This is a genomic window from Myxococcus guangdongensis (assembly GCF_024198255.1).
Lineage (GTDB): Bacteria > Myxococcota > Myxococcia > Myxococcales > Myxococcaceae > Myxococcus > Myxococcus guangdongensis.
This window is the reverse complement of record NZ_JAJVKW010000002.1, coordinates 160275-176733: the sequence shown is the minus strand read 5'-3', so window position 1 is coordinate 176733 and position 16459 is coordinate 160275. Positions and strand designations below refer to the sequence as shown.

Annotated in this window: 14 protein-coding genes; 4 read left to right on the top strand and 10 right to left on the bottom strand. The window is 69.9% G+C overall.

Features of this window, described 5'->3' with window-relative positions:
* Window positions 1–11: 11 nt before the first annotated feature.
* From LXT21_RS05620 to LXT21_RS05605, 4 genes are all read right to left on the bottom strand, one after another.
* Window positions 12–1088: a PilW family protein gene (locus tag LXT21_RS05620; RefSeq protein ID WP_254037056.1), complete on the bottom strand. Its 1077-nt coding sequence runs from the start codon at window positions 1086–1088 to the stop codon at window positions 12–14.
* Entirely contained in the window at window positions 1085–1663 is a 579-nt protein-coding gene (locus LXT21_RS05615) for a type II secretion system protein (protein ID WP_254037055.1), read from the bottom strand. The genes LXT21_RS05620 and LXT21_RS05615 overlap by 4 nt, the downstream gene beginning before the upstream one ends.
* Window positions 1660–5898 carry a pilus assembly protein gene (locus LXT21_RS05610; protein WP_254037054.1) on the bottom strand — a complete coding sequence of 1413 codons (4239 nt, stop codon included), beginning with the start codon at window positions 5896–5898 and terminating at the stop codon, window positions 1660–1662. The genes LXT21_RS05615 and LXT21_RS05610 overlap by 4 nt, the downstream gene beginning before the upstream one ends.
* Window positions 5899–6106: 208 nt before the next feature.
* Window positions 6107–6490, bottom strand: coding sequence for a peptide chain release factor family protein (locus tag LXT21_RS05605; RefSeq protein WP_254037053.1), 384 nt, complete (start codon window positions 6488–6490; stop codon window positions 6107–6109).
* 257 nt (window positions 6491–6747) lie between these two features.
* On the opposite strand from LXT21_RS05605, the gene LXT21_RS05600 reads away from it, so the two are divergent.
* Both LXT21_RS05600 and LXT21_RS05595 read left to right on the top strand, forming a co-directional pair.
* Entirely contained in the window at window positions 6748–7296 is a 549-nt protein-coding gene (locus LXT21_RS05600) for a YceI family protein (RefSeq protein WP_254037052.1), read from the top strand.
* 161 nt (window positions 7297–7457) lie between these two features.
* Window positions 7458–8153, top strand: coding sequence for a pirin family protein (locus tag LXT21_RS05595; RefSeq protein WP_254037051.1), 696 nt, complete (start codon window positions 7458–7460; stop codon window positions 8151–8153).
* A gap of 89 nt (window positions 8154–8242) precedes the next feature.
* On the opposite strand, the gene LXT21_RS05590 is transcribed toward LXT21_RS05595, so the two are convergent.
* Complete coding sequence (locus tag LXT21_RS05590; RefSeq protein WP_254037050.1) at window positions 8243–8947, bottom strand: hypothetical protein; 705 nt, start codon at window positions 8945–8947, stop codon at window positions 8243–8245.
* A gap of 253 nt (window positions 8948–9200) precedes the next feature.
* On the opposite strand from LXT21_RS05590, the gene LXT21_RS05585 reads away from it, so the two are divergent.
* Entirely contained in the window at window positions 9201–10442 is a 1242-nt protein-coding gene (locus LXT21_RS05585; protein WP_254037049.1) for a vWA domain-containing protein, read from the top strand.
* Between the two features lie 46 nt (window positions 10443–10488).
* On the opposite strand, the gene LXT21_RS05580 is transcribed toward LXT21_RS05585, so the two are convergent.
* From LXT21_RS05580 to LXT21_RS05565, 4 genes are all read right to left on the bottom strand, one after another.
* A complete protein-coding gene (locus LXT21_RS05580) occupies window positions 10489–12144 on the bottom strand; it encodes a hypothetical protein (RefSeq protein ID WP_254037048.1) in 1656 nt (551 codons plus the stop codon).
* A complete protein-coding gene (locus tag LXT21_RS05575; RefSeq protein WP_254037047.1) occupies window positions 12141–12959 on the bottom strand; it encodes an ABC transporter ATP-binding protein in 819 nt (272 codons plus the stop codon). Before LXT21_RS05575 ends, LXT21_RS05580 begins: the two co-directional genes overlap by 4 nt.
* 63 nt (window positions 12960–13022) lie before the next feature.
* Entirely contained in the window at window positions 13023–13400 is a 378-nt protein-coding gene (locus LXT21_RS05570) for a response regulator (protein ID WP_046711476.1), read from the bottom strand.
* A 145-nt stretch (window positions 13401–13545) separates the two neighbouring features.
* The gene (locus LXT21_RS05565) at window positions 13546–13791 is read right to left on the bottom strand and encodes a hypothetical protein (protein WP_254037046.1); all 246 of its coding nucleotides are present in this window, start codon (window positions 13789–13791) and stop codon (window positions 13546–13548) included.
* Window positions 13792–14076: 285 nt separating this feature from the next.
* Here LXT21_RS05565 and LXT21_RS05560 point away from each other — a divergent pair, with 285 nt between their 5' ends.
* The gene (locus LXT21_RS05560) at window positions 14077–14355 is read left to right on the top strand and encodes a hypothetical protein (protein WP_254037045.1); all 279 of its coding nucleotides are present in this window, start codon (window positions 14077–14079) and stop codon (window positions 14353–14355) included.
* A 112-nt stretch (window positions 14356–14467) separates the two neighbouring features.
* On the opposite strand, the gene LXT21_RS05555 is transcribed toward LXT21_RS05560, so the two are convergent.
* Window positions 14468–16363, bottom strand: coding sequence for a M3 family metallopeptidase (locus LXT21_RS05555; RefSeq protein WP_407666973.1), 1896 nt, complete (start codon window positions 16361–16363; stop codon window positions 14468–14470).
* Window positions 16364–16459: the final 96 nt, after the last annotated feature.

Here is a 16459-nt window from a genome sequence, read left to right as displayed (position 1 = left end):
AATCCTCGGGCTCACAGGTTGGCGGCCGCCAGGTTGGGCAGCTCCATGCGACGGGTGAAGAGGCTGCGGTAGTAGCCGTCCGCGACCACGGTGGCCGCCCGGACGTTGTTCTCCACGGTGACGGGCTTGTCGCCCGCGAGCACCGCGGAGCTCTGGCTGTTGCGGCGCGGGTTGCGGCCCGTGGCCACCACGCTGATGCGCAGCGTGCGCAGGCCCGCCTCGTGGTTGGCGCCCTGGCCGTGCCTCCAGGTGTACTGCGCCGGGTCATCCATGCCCGTGGTGTCGAACCCGAAGGCCACCTGGAAGTCCTCCACGTTCTCCTGCACGACGAAGGGCGCCGCGCCGGCCACGTCGGAGAAGGGGCGGCCCAGCGCGTCCGCCACCAGCCGTCCCTCCGTGCGCAGGAGCGACGGGCGCTGGGAGACCGGATGCGGGCCGATGAAGAAGTGCACCAGCCGCACCGGGTACACCAGGTCCCCCTTCTGGTAGCCGCCCTTCTCCGGCGCGTTGGAGAAGCCCGACGTGCCGGACTCGGCGTAGTTCACCCTGCCCGGCACGCCCGGCGTGGACGGGACGACGTTCAGCGCGGAGATGAGCGCCGCGGACGTCATGTTGCTGACCAGGTGGAGCTGGGTGGGCTTGAGGCTCTGGGTGCAGTTGACCTCGAGCTCGCCGGTGCCGGGGCGCACCACGGACGCGGCGGCGCCCGGCGTGACGCAGGGCTCGCCCAGGTAGTCCCGGTCCGGGATGACGAGCCACAGGTCGTCGCTGCCGTCGGCCGTGGTGACGTTGCCGGAGGTGCCCACGCCGGTGGTGCCGTCGCGTCCGAAGAAGGCGCTGGTGCGCACCGGGACGCCGTTGCGGCGCACCCAGATGCCGTTGGGCGCGCCCGCGCCCGCCTGCCGCACCATGCTCATGATGGCCTCGCCCGCCAGGCGCGCCGAGTCGTGGCTGTCCGTCGTGTGCTCCGTGTTGTGGACCACGCGGCTGCCGGCCACCATCAGCGCCGCGGCCGCCGCGATGATGATGCTGGTGAGCGCCAGCGCCACCATCGTCTCCAGCAGGGTCATTCCTCGCGGTGTCTTCATTGGACGAACACCTCGTTGTGCGCCTGCGCGCGGTTGGCGGTGTCACCCTTGCGCACGATGCGGGCCCAGACCGTCACTGGTTGGGCGCCCGGTGGGAGCACCGCCGCGGCGGAGGGGTCCCTGGGCAGCCCCTTGGTCACCAGCATCTCCCGGCAATACGTCCCTTCCGGCAGCACGGCGGCGTTGCACGGCGTGCCGACGGGGATGCCCGCCAGCGGCTCCACGGTGCCGTCGGCGGACAGCTTGAAGTAGGCGCCGGAGGAGGGGTCCCCCGCCACGTGGATGCTCGCGTCCGCCTTCCACGGCGCCGTGCCCGGAGCCAGGTCCGTGGGGAAGGTGGTGGGGCGTTGCACGGCGTCGATGACGAGCTTCGCCTTCGAGGCCAGCCGCAGCCGCTGCATGCTGGCGTCGAGCATCATCCGCTTGGCCTGCAGGAGCTGTCCGTCGTGGACGTCGCGGGAGGCGAACACCATGCCGCCCACCGCGCCCGCGGCGGCCAGGGCCAGCACGCCCATGGACACGAGCACCTCGACGAGACTGGCGCCGCGGCGCGCGGCGAGACGTTGCGAGCTCATTCGAAGAACCTCTGGCTCCAGTTGAGCAGCCGGAAGACGAAGCCGTTCTGTCCGTTGACGCGCATCTGCTCGTTCTCCTGGGCGGTGTTCGTCCCGGTCGGGTTGTTCACCGTGTGGCGGGCAATCTTGCTCACGCCCAGGCCGATGACGTGGCTCTGGGACGACGAGCCGCTGCCCTGCTGGAACACCGCCACGCCGCCGAAGTTGGCCACCGTCATGGAGGACAGGCTGCTGACGGCGCCCGTCCCCGACGTCGCCGTGTTGCCCAGGTCCAGCGCCCACGTCTTGCCGCTGATGTTGCCCTCGACGGACATCAGGTCGGAGCCAATCTTCCCGTTGGCCGTGGAGAAGTACGCGGTGCGCCCCGCGACGGTGATGGTGCCGTACACGTGCTGGGGGCCGTTGAACGTCAGCGGGAAGGGCGCGGGCTCCTGGAGGATGCCCTGCGCGGTGGCGAGCGCCTTCGCGTCCGTCGCGCTGATGTTGGTGCCGTTGAGCCTCAGGCCTGCGACGCCCAGCGGCAGCCGGCGCGAGGGGCCCAGGAGCGCCAGGTGCAACTGGCCCGCGTCTTCCGGCGGCACCCAGTCCACGCCGCCCGTGCCGACCAGGGCCACCAGCTCACCCTCGTAGTTCTTCAGGGCGCTGCCCGCGGTGATGTTCTGGGGCAGGCGCGCCAGCGCCACGTTGGTGGAGAGCGGCCGGCGCTCACCGGTGACGGACTTCGCGTCCACCCCGGTGAACTTGCAGGGCGTGGCGCACGGCGGGTTGACGCGCGCCACGTTGACGTTCTGCCCGGTGGCGCCGTCCAGCTCCCACAGCTTGCCCTCCATGTCACCCGTGTACACGCGCGCCGCGCCGCCCGTGTCCGTCAGGACGGTGGGCGCATGGGGCGGCGTGTTGTCCACCCAGGCCTGGGTGTAGCCGCGCTCCCACTGCCACAGCTTCTGGCCGGTGGCGATGTCGATGGCGAACACCTGCATGCCGAAGGTGGGCGAGCCCTGCGCGCCCGAGCTGCTGGAGCCGACGAAGACGGTGTACGTGGGCTCCAGGCCCTGGCGCACCACGCCCACGGACAGGCCCCGGGTGCCGCCCATCTCCGTGTAGTTGTAGAGGCCCGTGGGGTTGCGGCCCGGGTCGCTCAGGGGCGCCATGACGAAGTGGGCCGTCTCCTCGCGCCACTTCACCGCCCACTGGGTGCCGCCCGTGTCGCGGTCCGCCAGCTCCACCGGCGCGTGCGGAGGGAAGCTGCCCGCCTGGAAGTGGCTGCCCACCAGGTGCCACAGGAGCACGGGCTTGAGCGGGTTGGTGATGTCGAGCGCGAACAAGTCGCGCCCCTTCTGGCCCGCGTTGGCCACCAGCACCGTGTGCCACTCGCGCCTGCCGCTGCCCACGAAGTCCGCGAAGACGTCCAGCACCACCGGCGCGCTGTTGACGGCGGCCGCGTTGCTGCGCAGCCACGGCAGCTGGGTGGCCGGCAGGAAGCTCCACAGCTCCGTGCCCGGCTCGGGCGTGGAGCCGCTCTGGAAGCTCGCGCTCCAGTTCTTGGGGAAGGCGGTGTCCGCGGCGCTGACGTTGGGGAAGGACAAGGTCTCCGAGGGGCCCGCGTAGCGCGCGCCGCCGGACACGTAGAAGGCGTGTAGCTGACCGTCCAGGCCCGCGGCGTACGCCACGGTGGGCCGGGGCGCGCCCTTGTCCGGGATGTACCCGCTGGGCTTCACCACCGCGGGCGAGGAGTGCACGAAGCCGCCCACGTGCGGGCGGTTGTCCGCGTCCTCGTTGTTGCACTGGTTGTCGGTGGGCTCGAGGATGGGGGTGCCCGAACCGTCGCTGCCGGTGGAGGTGGCGAAGCAGAAGCCGCGAACGCGCTGGAGCATCTGCGCCACCGCGTTGAAGTCGTTGGCGAGCCGGGTCTTGTTGACGAGAGCGGTGCTCTGGCCGAAGTCGGTGCCCGCGAGCTGGTCGGTGAACTGGACCGCCTGCTGCAAATCACACACGCCGTCTCCCGTGGGCGTGGTGACGAAGTCGAAGCGGGAGGTGCCGTCGGGGTTCTTGACCTCGCCCAGCTTCAGCACGTCCACGCAGCGGGAGTTGGGGCTGGAGCCGTAGTTGGAGTTGATGGCGGTGCCGGCCACGCTCTGGGGCTTCCAGCCCACCTGGAGCACGCCGCGCGGCGCGCGCAGGCCGGTGCCCAGCGAGGGGTTCTCCTTCACCTGTCCACCGAAGTAGGTGAACAGGTTGCGCTCGCGAGGGTGGGGCATGACGGTGTCCGCGTCCCACAGCGTGGCGTCGTCCAGCGCGCTCTCGCCCGTGGAGAGCGCGTTGCCGCCGATGAGCGAGTGGGCGCGCAGGTGGCCCGGGTAGTAGGGGAACACCCAGTGGGAGCCTTGGATGGGGAGGTACGTGTCCGCGCCGGGCGGGTAGCCCCTCACCGCGTCGTAGGTGGCCGCCATCACCAGCGCGCGCGAGCCGTCGCCGTCGCTGCCGTTGGGGTCCTCGAACGCCACGGGCGCGGACAGGGCGCGCTCGTTGCTCAGGGGCTCCGAGCCCAGGTTGAGCAGCGTGTTGAGCACGATGCGCGTGCCGGGGACGCTCGTCTTGAAGTCGTGGCCCGCGAGGTAGACGATGGTCGCCTTCTTCGGGTCATTGTCCTTCTGGTTGAAGGTGAAGAAGTCGTGCCCGCGGCGGGCGTCCTGGTTGACGTGGACCGCGTTGTCGTAGATGTGCTCGTCGCGGTGGCCGAACCAGCTCACGGCCAGCCGCCGCACGCCGTCCTTGTAGACCGCGCGGTAGTTCTCCGTGTGGCCCACCGTGTTGTTGAAGCGGAAGTCACCCATCTGGGAGAACGGGTCTCCGGCGTTGGGGTAGATGACGCACTGGCCGCGGTTGCGCTCCGTCTGCGCCATGTAGTCCGGGTCCGTGCAGTTGCGGCCGTCCCAGTTCCTGCCGCCGCTCAGCTGGTTGATCTGGAAGGTGGACTGCCCCTGGAATCGCGAGGTGAGCACGGGCGAGCGGTCCGGCCTCAGCGTCGTCTCGTAGGACCAGATGCTCGCGCACTCGGCGAACAGGCCGTTGCCGCGCTGGTCGGTGAAGTACTCGACGTTGTTGAGGGCGTTCTCGCGTTGGGTGGTGGCGCCGTCGCCGTTGGCCACGTACTCGCGGCGGGTGATGTTGCCGATTTCCCAGTGGGGCGCCCAGAACACCTTGTAGCGGGGCTTCTTGGTGACGGGGTCCACCGCGTTGAGCAGCCCGTTCTTGAAGGTGGAGGTGGAGACCAGGTCCGCGTTGGCGTGGAGCGCGTCGTAGATGAGGCCGGGCTTCTTGCCGTTGAGCGTGCAGCCGGACGTGGTGCCCTCGGGGCAGCCGCCCGCGCCCGGGAAGTCCAGGCCGGCGTTGCGCAGGTAGTCGTCCAGCATGCCGCCCTTCACCAGCGGGTCGCCGGAGCTGTTGTAGCCGTCCGACAGGTCCAGCAGGGCAATCTTGGGCGGGACGCGGTTGATGCGGCGGGCCACCGGCGCGGTGAACTCGATGGTGGCCTGGTGCATGCGCACGTGGTGGCAGCCGCTGTTGTTGGTGAAGGTGGCGCAGCTCCTGGCGCAGGTGGTGCGGAACTTCTGCGGGGACAGGTCGCCGGAGCCCGAGCGGATGAAGTCGATGGCGTTCTTCGCGTCCTCGGCGGCGATGATGAAGGCGCCGCCCGCGTAGCGCGCGGTGGTGAAGCGCGGGTTGGTGACGGTGTTGTTCAGCGTCACCGCCGTGAAGAAGGGCCGGGCCACCGTGGCGGTGGTGGTGAAGTTCTCGATGGCGGCGTTGGGATACACTCCGCTCGCGGGGAAGGTGGTGCCGTAGTTCACCGGCACCACGGGCTGCTCGGTGTTGTTGGTGACGGTGAAGTCGCAGCCGTCGTTCCACCGGTCGTCATTGGAGGGCGCCGGCGCGGTGTGACGGTTGGTGGGCACGCACCGGTTGGGCGACGCCTTCTGGTCGTTGATGGCCAGGTACACCGTCACCGGGTTGTTGGCGTTGAACTCGCCCGGCTGGTTCGCCTGGAGGATGCGCCACACCAGGCCGTACGCGGACAGCGAGCCGCAGCCCTGCTGGAACGTCGCGTTCTCGGGGATGATGAGCGAGCCGCGACTGAAGGTGACGAGGTCCGCCGCGGACGCGGGGAGCGCCAGCAGGACGGACATCGCGAGCAGCGCGCGACGCAGCGTGAGGGAGGGGGACCGAGCGCTCATGAGGGGGCTCCACCGGGGGGTGAGCTGACCCGAGGCAGGTCAGCGTGGCCACCCGACTGCACACCCTGTGCCCGTCACCGACGCACGCCTGCTCCCAGTGGCGCGCTGGAAACTTCTCCCCGTTCCTGAATGCTCGGGGGACATACGGCTATGAAAACTTTGCGACTCCGCAATCGCTTGCGTAGCCAGGCGCCCAGGAATCCCCGAGCTACCAGTCGCCCTTGCCTCGCAGGGACTTCTTCTCTGACGTGCGCTTCTTTCCTTCGAGTCTGCGTCGCTTCGCACCGGCGGAGGGGCGCGTGGGGCGGCGCACCTTGGGGACGATGGTGAGGGCCTTCAGGCCCTCGCGCAGCCGCTCCAGGGCCACGCCCTTGTTCTGCGTCTGGCTGCGCCGCTCGGTGGCGCTGACGGACAGCTCGGTGGCCGCGTGCGTGAGGCGCACGCCGCTGGCGGTGGTGTTGCGGTGTTGCCCGCCAGGACCGGAGGCGATGAAGTAATCCACCTCGCACGTCTTCAGCAGGGCCTCGTCGTCGAGCGCGAGGGCGTCTCGCGCGGCTTGTCGGCGGGTGGGTGAGGTCGTCGTGGTGGTCATGGCGTCTCTCGAAAGGTAGCCCTCGACGCCGGGGTCTTGCACCGACTGACTCGGCGCCCTCGCGCTCCCGGTCCCATCCCCGCCGCCCCCGTCCTCCAGCCAGCCGGGCGGGCTCTCGAGGTGAGAGGGTGATTGTGTCATTTTGATATGGGTCGAGGGCTTTGAGAGGCGTGCTCGAAGTGATTCCAACGGGTTACGGATTGGCCTGGCGGTTGCTCTAGGGAGTGCCAGACGCGGTAACCCAAGGAGACACGGACATGGCCCTCAAGACCTGGCAGTTGGACGCGGCGCACACGACGGTCGGCTTCATGGTTCGCCACATGGTGGTGGCGAAGGTGCACGGGCGCTTCACGAAGTTCGAGGGGAAGGTCGTGGTGAACGGGGACGACCTGTCGCAGGGCTCGGTGGAGGTGAAGATTGAAGCGGCGAGCATCGACACGGGCGTGGAGCAGCGCGACAACCACCTGCGCTCGCCGGACTTCTTCGACGCGGCGGCGTTCCCCAAGCTCATCTTCCGCAGCAAGCGCGTGCAGGACGCGGGCAAGGGGAACTACCGCGTGGTGGGTGACCTCACGATTCGCGACGTCACGCGCGAGGTGACGCTGGACACGGAGTTCCTGGGCAAGGTGAAGGACCCGTGGGGCAACGAGCGACTGGCCTTCCAGGCGAGCACCAGCATCGAGCGCAAGGACTTCGGGCTCTCGTGGAACCAGGCGCTGGAGGCAGGCGGGCTCCTGGTGGGTGAGCGTGTCGATATCACCCTGGACGTGCAGGCGGTGGCGGCGGCGGCGGAGCAGGCGGCGTGAAGCGGCATGCGGCGGGACGCCCGCTGACCCGCAGGTCCGTGACGGGCGGGCTGGTGGTCGGAGCCTCGGGCCTGGTGGGCGGTGGGCTCCTGTCGCGCCCCGCAACACGGGGCGGGGTTGATGCATCTGAGTTGCAACTCGAAGGGAAAGGGAGGCAGGCGATGATCTACGTTCGGAATGCAGAGGAGAGGGGCCATGCCAACCACGGCTGGCTGGACACGCATCACACGTTCTCGTTCGCGGACTACTACGACGAGGAGTTCATGGGGTTTCGCACGCTGCGGGTCATCAACGAGGACACCGTGGCGCCGCAGCGCGGTTTCGGGATGCACCCGCACCGGGACATGGAGATCATCACCTACGTGCTGGGCGGGAAGGTGGAGCACCGCGACAGCATGGGTACCCAGGCGGTCATCCAGCCGGGTGAGGTGCAGCGGATGAGCGCGGGGACGGGCGTGGTGCACAGCGAGATGAACAACTTCTCGGAGCCGCTGCACATGCTGCAGATCTGGATCCTCCCGAAGGAGAAGAACCTCAAGCCGGGCTACGAGCAGAAGGCGTTCGACGCGAAGGAGCGTCAGGGCCGCTTCCGGGTGGTGGCGTCGCCGGACGGGCGCGAGGGCTCGCTGACGGTGCACCAGGACCTGCTGCTGCACGGCACGCTGTTGGGCAAGGGCGAGTCCGCCGAGTACACGCTCGGGCCGGGGCGTCACGCCTGGGTGCAGGTGGCGCGGGGCTCGGGCACGCTGAACGGCGTGAAGGTGAAGGCGGGTGACGGCGTGGCGGTGTCGTCCGAGGACAAGCTGGTGCTCACCGCCGACGCGCCGGTGGAGGCGCTGCTGTTCGACATGGCCTGAGCGCGCGAGCGCTCGAGTCGCACCCGGGCCGGGTGGCGAGGACCTGCAAGAAGGTCCCTGCTCCCCGGCCCTCGTGCGTCCTGGGGCCTTCAGCGCATGTCGAGCGTGAGGCTCATCCTGGCCGTGCGCCCATCCTCGGCGGTGGCGACCACGGTGACGGCCACGGGGATGCGGGCGACGCTCGTCGTGGTGGCGATGAGGATGTTGGCGGACGCCTGGTCGCCGGCGACGACGACGGGCTGGGCGGTGATTCGCCGCGAGTCGGTCTCCAGGCTGAGCGTCAGCGGACCGGTGAAGCCCTCGGCGCGCGTGATCTGCACGGGCGTGAGCTCCGACTGGCCGACGAAGAGGGTCAGCTGCCGCTGCGCGAGGGCGATGGAGAAGTCGGGCTGGGTGACGGTGGTCGGCAGGACCACGACGTAGAGCTCGGCGCCGGAGGCCATGTCCTTGCCGGAGTCGGTCGCCAACAGCAGCGTGCGCTGGGCGCCGGTGACGGCGATGTCCTGGGCGACGTTGATGGTGACGGTCTGGGTGGTGACGCCCTCGCCCTCGGGGACGACGACCTCGGGCGTCATGGTGATGCCCTCGGGCGCGGACTCCATGTTCACGCGGAGCTCACCGGGTTGGTCGCCCACGCGGTTGAGCGTCAGCTCGAACTGGGTGGACTGGCCGGGCTCGAGGCTCACGGCCCAGGGCATGGTGAACTGGAGCCGGTAGTAGGGCGAGTTGCTGTTGCACGAGGCGGCGAGCAGACAGCCGAGGAGGAGGAGGCTTCGGCGGAGGACGGGCATCATGGGCGTGGTTCTCCCGGGAACGGCTCAGCATGAAACCGCCGCCCCCGTGGAGCAAGCCGCCCGGGTGGACAGCGTGCGCGGAGCGACATCGGCGGCGTGAAGGACGCAGGACATCCCAACGTCCGGGATTCAGGGGCATTCCTCGGCGAAATGTGGGGGTCGTAGACCTTCGGACGGGCCCGTCCGTTGATGGAGGGGAACGCGCGCGCAGCAGCCCCCTTTTCCCACGCAGACCCTTCCTCTGGAGTTCGCCATGGACCTTCCGTCCCTGTCGCGGGCCGTGCTGTCGGCCGCGCTCGCCCTCACCCTGTCTTCCACCCCCGCGCTGGCCGAGTCGCTTCCGAAGGCCGCGGTCACCTCGCCTGCTCCCCAACAGGGCGCCGTGGCTCCCAAGGTCCAGGACGTCGTGGCGCCCAAGGGCCAGGACAAGGTCGACGTGAAGGCGGCCCGGCCTGAAATCGAGGTGGTGTTCGTGCTGGACACCACGGGCTCGATGAGCGGCCTGTTGGAGGGGGCCAAGCAGAAGATCTACTCCATCGCATCGCGCATCGCGCAGGGCCGTCCCACGCCGCACCTGAAGGTCGGCCTGGTGGCGTACCGGGACGTCGGCGATGACTACGTGACGAAGCGCTTCGACCTGAGCGACGACCTGGACACGGTGTTCGCGAACCTGCGCCGCTTCGAGGCCGGTGGTGGGGGTGACACGCCCGAGCACGTGGGGCGCGGGTTGGGCGAGGCGGTGTCGAAGCTGTCGTGGAGCCAGGACCGCTCGGTGATGAAGGCCATCTTCCTGGTGGGGGATGCGCCTCCCGCGGCGCGCAACGACGACTGGGACTTCAAGCACTGGGCGCAGCGGGCGCGGGACAAGCACATCGTGGTGAACACGGTGCGGTGCGGCCTGGATGACGAGACGCAGAAGTCGTGGAAGTTCGTGTCGAAGCTGACGGACGGCACGTACGACTCCATCGACCAGTCCGGCGGCATGGTGGCGGTGGCCACGCCGTACGACGCGGAGCTGTCGAAGGTGAGCGCGGAGCTGGCGTCCAAGACGCTCTACACCGGCAAGGCGGCCGTTCAGGCGAAGAACAAGGAGCGGGCCAAGGCGATGGCGGAGCTGGCGCCGGAGGCCGCGTCGGAGCGCATCAGCTACCTGCGCAAGACGGCGGACAAGGGCTCGAGCGGAGCCGCCGCTCCGAGCAGCGCGCCCGTGGCGGTGGAGGGCGCGGTGGACCTGTTGGTCGCGCCGGATGCGCTCGCCCGGGTGAGCGCCGACGAGCTGCCCGATGAGCTCAAGGGCCTGGATGGCAAGGCGCGCGCGGCGAAGGTGAAGCAGCTGGGCGAGGAGAAGAAGGTCCTGGAGGCGAAGGCGTCCAAGCTGGCCGCGGAGCGCGACGCGTGGCTCGCGAAGAACCGCTCCGAGAAGGAGGACGCCTTCGACGCCAACGTGATGAAGGGCGTCAAGGCCCAGGCCGCGCGCCACGGCGTGACGTACTGAAGTCGAGGGAGGGCGGCCGAAGCGGGGGGCTTCGGCCGCTCTTCCACTACTCGCGCGTCACGGCCTGGAGGATGGCCTCGCGCCGCCGGTCCAACAGGCGCAGGGCCAGCGGGAGCGAGCCCCGGTAGATGAGCAGGTAGAGGACCGCGCACAGGGCGATCATCATCGCGGACTGCCAGGTGGGACCGTCCTTGCCGGCGAGCTTCAACGTCCAGCCGAAGGGCATGCACCCGATGCTGGCCGCGACGATGCCGAGCATCGACGCCGTCAGGGGCACCTTGTCGCGCCGCTTGAGGTTCGCGTGGAACTTCACCGGGAAGTACAGCGACAGGAAGTTGCCCGCGGCCAGCAGGATGGGCAGCACGCCCACCACCGCGGCGAGCGCGCATGCGATGTCCACCCACGCGCCGAAGCCGAAGTAGACCCGGTAGAACAGCGCCACCAGCACCGCCATCCCGAGCGCCGCCGCCGCCTGCACCCGGTTCTTCGCATGCAGCACCTCCGCCAGGTTCAGCGGCGCCGCGAGGAACGCCGCGAAGCCCTGCCCGTCATAGGCGAACGTGTTCTGCGAGAACGTGGACGCAATCACCACCGCGCCATAGATGCACAGGCCGCCCATCAACCACGTGTCCGCTGACGCACCCAGCAGGAACACGAACAAGTCCCGCCCGGAGAGCAGCTTCAGCAGGATGGCCAGGATGAAGGGCACCGACGCGAGCAGCCGCGCGCGCGGGTTTCTCCACAGGTCCAACGCCTCGCGCGTCACCAGCGTGGAGAAGCGCGTGCGCGTGCGCGCGAACGGGTTGCGGTCCTGTGAGTCCTTCGACTGCGGCCCCGCGCGCCCCGCCTGCCGGTGGAAGCGCATGAGCAGCGCGTACGCCACGCCCATGCCCAGCGCCGCGAAGAACAACAGGCCCACCGCCTCCGCCATCGCCACGCGCGGACGGAACCACGCCAGCTGCCCCAGGCCATCCCCGAAGAAGCCCGGAGGCACGCGCCCCAGCGCCACCGCCGCGTTGATGATGAGGCTCATGTCCAGCGCGTCCACGCCCTCGGTGCCCACCGCCGTCAGCCAGGACGTGTCGATGGGCGGGATGAACGACGCGGCCACCAGGAAGGCCAGCAGGCCGCCGCCCATGATCTCCGCGCTGCGCTTCTCCCGCAGCACGTTGATGACGGCGTACAGCGCCACCCGGCTCCACGCGGCGCACAACAGCGCGAACAGCACGTACAGCACCACCGCGAGCCACGGCGCCCACAGCCGGTTGACCGACGCGAAGCCCAGCGCGGCGCCGGTGAGCGGCGCGTAGAACACCAACGCGCGCGGCTCGAAGAGGCTGGCCACCGTGGACGCGATGAGCAGCCGGAACGGCGAGATGGGGAACGCCGCGTAGCGACTCAACTCCGAGTGGTCATCCACGCCCGCGGACAACAGCGGCCACGTCACCCAGACGGAGAAGGTGACGAAGCACAGCAGGTTGAGGATGAAGTACGGCCACACGTCGCTCCGGGCCACCGGGCCCAGCCGCATCAACCCGAAGAAGAACAGGCCGAAGAACACCGCCGGCGCGCTGGACGCGAGGAACGCGCCCACCGCGAGCAGCCGGCTCTTGCCCGGCCCCTGGTTCAGCCCGATGTCGAAGCGCAGCCCCCACAACAACAAGAGGTGCCGGAAGAAGCCCGGGACGGCGGGGCGGCTCATGCCGGCTCCCGCAGCGCGACGACGGGCGCGGGCGCCTCGCCATAGAAGGACAGGCGCGCGTTGCGCGAGGCCGGCACCGCGATGAGCTTCTCGAACACCGCCTCCAACGAGGGACAGTCGTAGCGCGACAGCAGCGACGACACCGTCCCCTGGTCCAGCATCCGCCCGCCCTGGATGATGCCCGCGTGCGTGGCCAGCCGCTCCGCGATTTCCAGCACGTGCGTGGTGAGCAGCAGCGTCACCCCGCGCCGGGACAGCTCGCGCAAGAGCTCCCGGATGACGCCCGCGGCAATCACGTCGATGCCCTCGAAGGGCTCGTCGAGCAGCACCAGCTCCGGCGCGTGGATCAACGCCGCGGCGATGGCGAGCCTGCGCCGCATGCCCTTGGAGTACTCGGCGACGAGCGCGCCCGCCTTGTACGTCAGCTCCGTCAGCTCCAGGAGCTCCGCCGCGCGCGAGGCCGCCTCGTCGCCCCCCAGGCCGTACATGCGCGCGCAGAAGGTGAGGTACTGCCGGCCCGTGAGCCGCTCGAAGAGGCTCAGCTCCTCGGGCACCACGCCCACCCGGCGCTTCACCTCCATGGGCTTGTGCACCGCGTCCACGCCCAGCATGCGGATGGTGCCCGCGTCGGGGCCGTAGACGCCCGTCAAGAGCGCGATGCTGGTGGACTTGCCCGCGCCGTTGGGGCCCAGGTACGCGTAGAAGGCCCCCTTGGGAATCTGGAGGTCCAGGCCGTTGAGCGCGGTGAAGGAACCGAAGCGCTTGACGAGTCCGCGCGCGTCGACGGCCAGTTCATCGGAAGGGGAGGGCGTCATGAAGTGGCGCCATCTCACCCGAGCCGGCACCCCGCCGACAACCCCACCTGGGGCCCGGATGCGTCAGTGCACGAACGTCATCTCCGGCATGCCGACGATCTGCTGCACCGTCTGGCGGACCTTGTCCAGGTCCACCGGCTTGGAGATGTAGCCGGCGGCGCCCACCAGCTCCGCCTCCCACTCGAAGCCGTAGCCGGAGATGATGATGATGGGCAACCCGCGAGCGCGCGGCATCTTCTTCAGCGCGTCGAGCAACCCCCAGCCACTCATCACCGGCATTCGCAGGTCGAGCAGCACGGCGGCGGGCATGTCGCCCTCGAGATGATCCAACGCCTCCCGGCCATTGGCGGCCTGGGCGGTTTGGTAACCCATCTCCTCGAGGGCATCGCAGATGAGCGTGCGGTGACTCGCGTCATCATCGACGACCAGGATGTGGGACATGGCAGGGCCTCAGAGGGGAGCTGCGGCGTCTCTAACCGCGGGATTCTATGGGCGGCAAGATGGGAACGGCTGCGGGATTCCGGAAGGGGGCGCTCGACTTTTCAACAGCCAACCACCCTCGGGGTGCACCCCTCCCGGCCCTGCGTCACTCGTGCCGCTTCTTCGTCACGTCCGCGTCGCCGGGTTCCTGGGAGGAGTCCGTGCGGCGCAGATACGTGTTGTGCGCGTAGCCCTGGCGCGACAGGCGCTGGGACTCGATGGCGTCCGCGACCTTGGTGCACACCTGGCTCAAGAGCCTCAAGGACTCCGCCAGCAACTTCTCGGCGTGGTCCTGGGCGTCGGCGTTCGCGATGGTGGTGCGCTCCTTGCGGAACAGCCCTGGCAACCTCATTCCTCCGAATCTAGGAGACCCCGACGCCTCGCGCCACCGCCCCAACGGGGCCCGGGCGCCGCGCGGGCCTCCAGGCCGGGCGCTGCTCCGCCCCTTAACGGGATTGACCGCCTGGCAAATTTACATTTTTGAGCAGTCACCGCGGACCTCGCTCGCCCGCACCCCCTGACTGTCGTGTAACCCACGGAAATCAAAGGCGCTTAACGAATTTTCAAGAGGGGGGATGACAGCGAGTTAATTGATCCTTACATTGCCCACGTTGCGTTGGACGCAAAGGAGCTGCGCATGGCTTACGACGGCGAGCTGGTGAAGATGCAGAACGGTCGCTGGGCGCGGTTCCAGCGGTGCCAGGTCTACCGCCCGGGCGTGGCGGACGCGGGTGAGACCATGGTGCTCATCGCGGTGGAGCTGGAGGAGCGCTACCAGCTCCTGCTCGACGGAGCGGCGGACTCGCTGGCCCAGTACCGCTACCAGGGCGTGCCCGTGCAGGTCCGGTTGGATCCGGAAGCGCAGGCCATCACCCTCCAGCCCGAAGTGGCTCCGTCCGCACCCGCGGTGCACTGACTCCCACGCTCCTCGTGAGCGCGGCGGAGCGGGTTTGACGGATTCACAACACAAGGGGCCTCGCGATTCACATCGCGGGGCCCTTTGAATTTACAGCCCCCGGCGTGACGCGTCAGCGGCCTTCCAGCCAACGTGAGTACGCCCCGAAGTCGTAGCCGCGTCCCAGGAAGTCGCGCACCAGGTCCGCGGCGTCCTCGGAGCCCCCGGGCGCCAGCACCTTGTCGCGGTATCTCCGGGCCGTCTCCACGTCCATCAGCCCGTGCGCCTCGAACGGGGTGAGCAGGTCCCGCGCGATGACGAGCGACCAGAGGTACGTGTAGTAGAGCGCCGAGTAGTCCCCGTCGAGCTGGGTGAAGGCCAGGTGGGCGTAGGTGCCGTCCACCGCGCGGAAGGGCAGGTAGCGCTCCTGGAGCGCCAGCACGCGCGCGGTGGTGTCGCTGCCACGGGGGTCTCCGTCGTGCAGGTGGAGGCTGACGGCGGCGTAGAAGAGCTGCTGGCGCACCCACAGCCCCTTGCCGAACGAGTCCGCGCGGCGCATGCGCGTGATGAGGTCCTCGGGCAGCGGCGCGCCCGTGTCCACGTGCCGGGCGAAGCGCCGCAGGGTCTCCACGCTCCACGCCCACTCCTCCAGCACCTGGGCGGGCGCCTCCACGAAGTCCACCTCCGTGCGCGTGCCGGACAGCCCCGCCCAGCGCGTGCGGCCTCCCAACAGGTGGTGCAGCAGGTGGCCGAACTCGTGGAAGAAGGTGCGCACCTCGGCGTGCTGCAGGAGCGCGGGGCGCGCGCCGGGGCGGGGGAAGTTGCACGTGAGCACGCCCTCGGGCAGCGCCTTGCCCGCGCGGCCCACGGCGAGGTCCCACTGCGCCGCGTGGGTGTACTTGCCCGGGCGCGGGTGCATGTCCAGGTAGAAGCGGCCCAGGCGCACCGCGCCCTCGTGCACGTCGTAGACCTCCACGTCCGGGTGCCACACGGGCGCGTCGAGCACCCGCCGGTAGGTGAGCCCGAAGAGGCGCGCGGTGAGGTCCAGCACGCCCTGTTTCACGCGCGTGTATTCGAAGTAGGGCCGCAGCTCGCGCGAGTCGAAGCGGAAGCGCTCGGCGCGCACCCGGTCCTCCAAAAAGGCCTGCTCCCAGGGCTCCACGCGCGTGGCCTCGGGCTCGTCGCGGCGCTTGCGCTCCAGCAGCGCGTCGTACTCCTCGCGCACGCGCCCGGTGACGGTGGTGGCCAGCGACTCGATGAAGTCCGCCGCCACGTCCTGGCGCTTCACCATCTTGTCCTCGGCCGCGTACGCCGCCCACGTCGGGTAGCCCAGCAGCGTCGCCAGCGCGTGGCGCGCCTGGAGCATGCGCGCGAGCGTCACCAGGTTGCGCGGGTGGCCCCGGCGCCGGCCCAGCCGCCACAGCGCCTCGCGCGTGGCCGTGTCCCGCGCATACGTCATGAACGGGCCCAGGTCCGACGTGTCCGTGCGCAGCCGCACCCGCCCGTCCGGACCCGGAGGGTGCGCGCGCACGTAGTCCTCCGGCAGGCCCGCGAGCGCCGAGGGCGCCACGTCCAGGTGCCGCACGTCCTCGTGGATGTGCCGGCTGAACTCCTGGCCCAGCAGGATGAGCTCCTCCTGCAGCTGTCGCACGCGCTCCCGCGTGGCCTCGTCGCGGTCCACCCCCGCGCGCTTGAAGCCGCGCAGCACCCGCGCCATCCAGTGCCGCGTCACCGCGTCCTGTCCCGCGAGCGTCAGCCCCGACAGCACGTCGTAGACGCGCCGGTCCAACGAGATGTCCGTGCGAACCCGCTCCACCGCCTGCTCACATCGCTCGGCGGCGGCGCGGAAGGCCGCGTCCGGATGCACGTTGGCGCCGATGCCCGAGCGCCCCACCACGTCATCGAGCAGCGCCATCGCGTCGTCGTATGTGGTGAGCACCGCCTCCTCGGGCGATGCGCGCATGGCCGGCGCCGTCAGCTTCGCCACCGCCGCGCGCGCCGTCTGGATGTCGCGCCGACATGCCTCCATGAACCGCGAGGGGCTGGCGGCGAGCAGCCGCCCCGCGTCCGGCACCAGCACGGCGCCTCGTGCGTCGCCCGCGCGGACAGGGCCCTGCCGGGACGG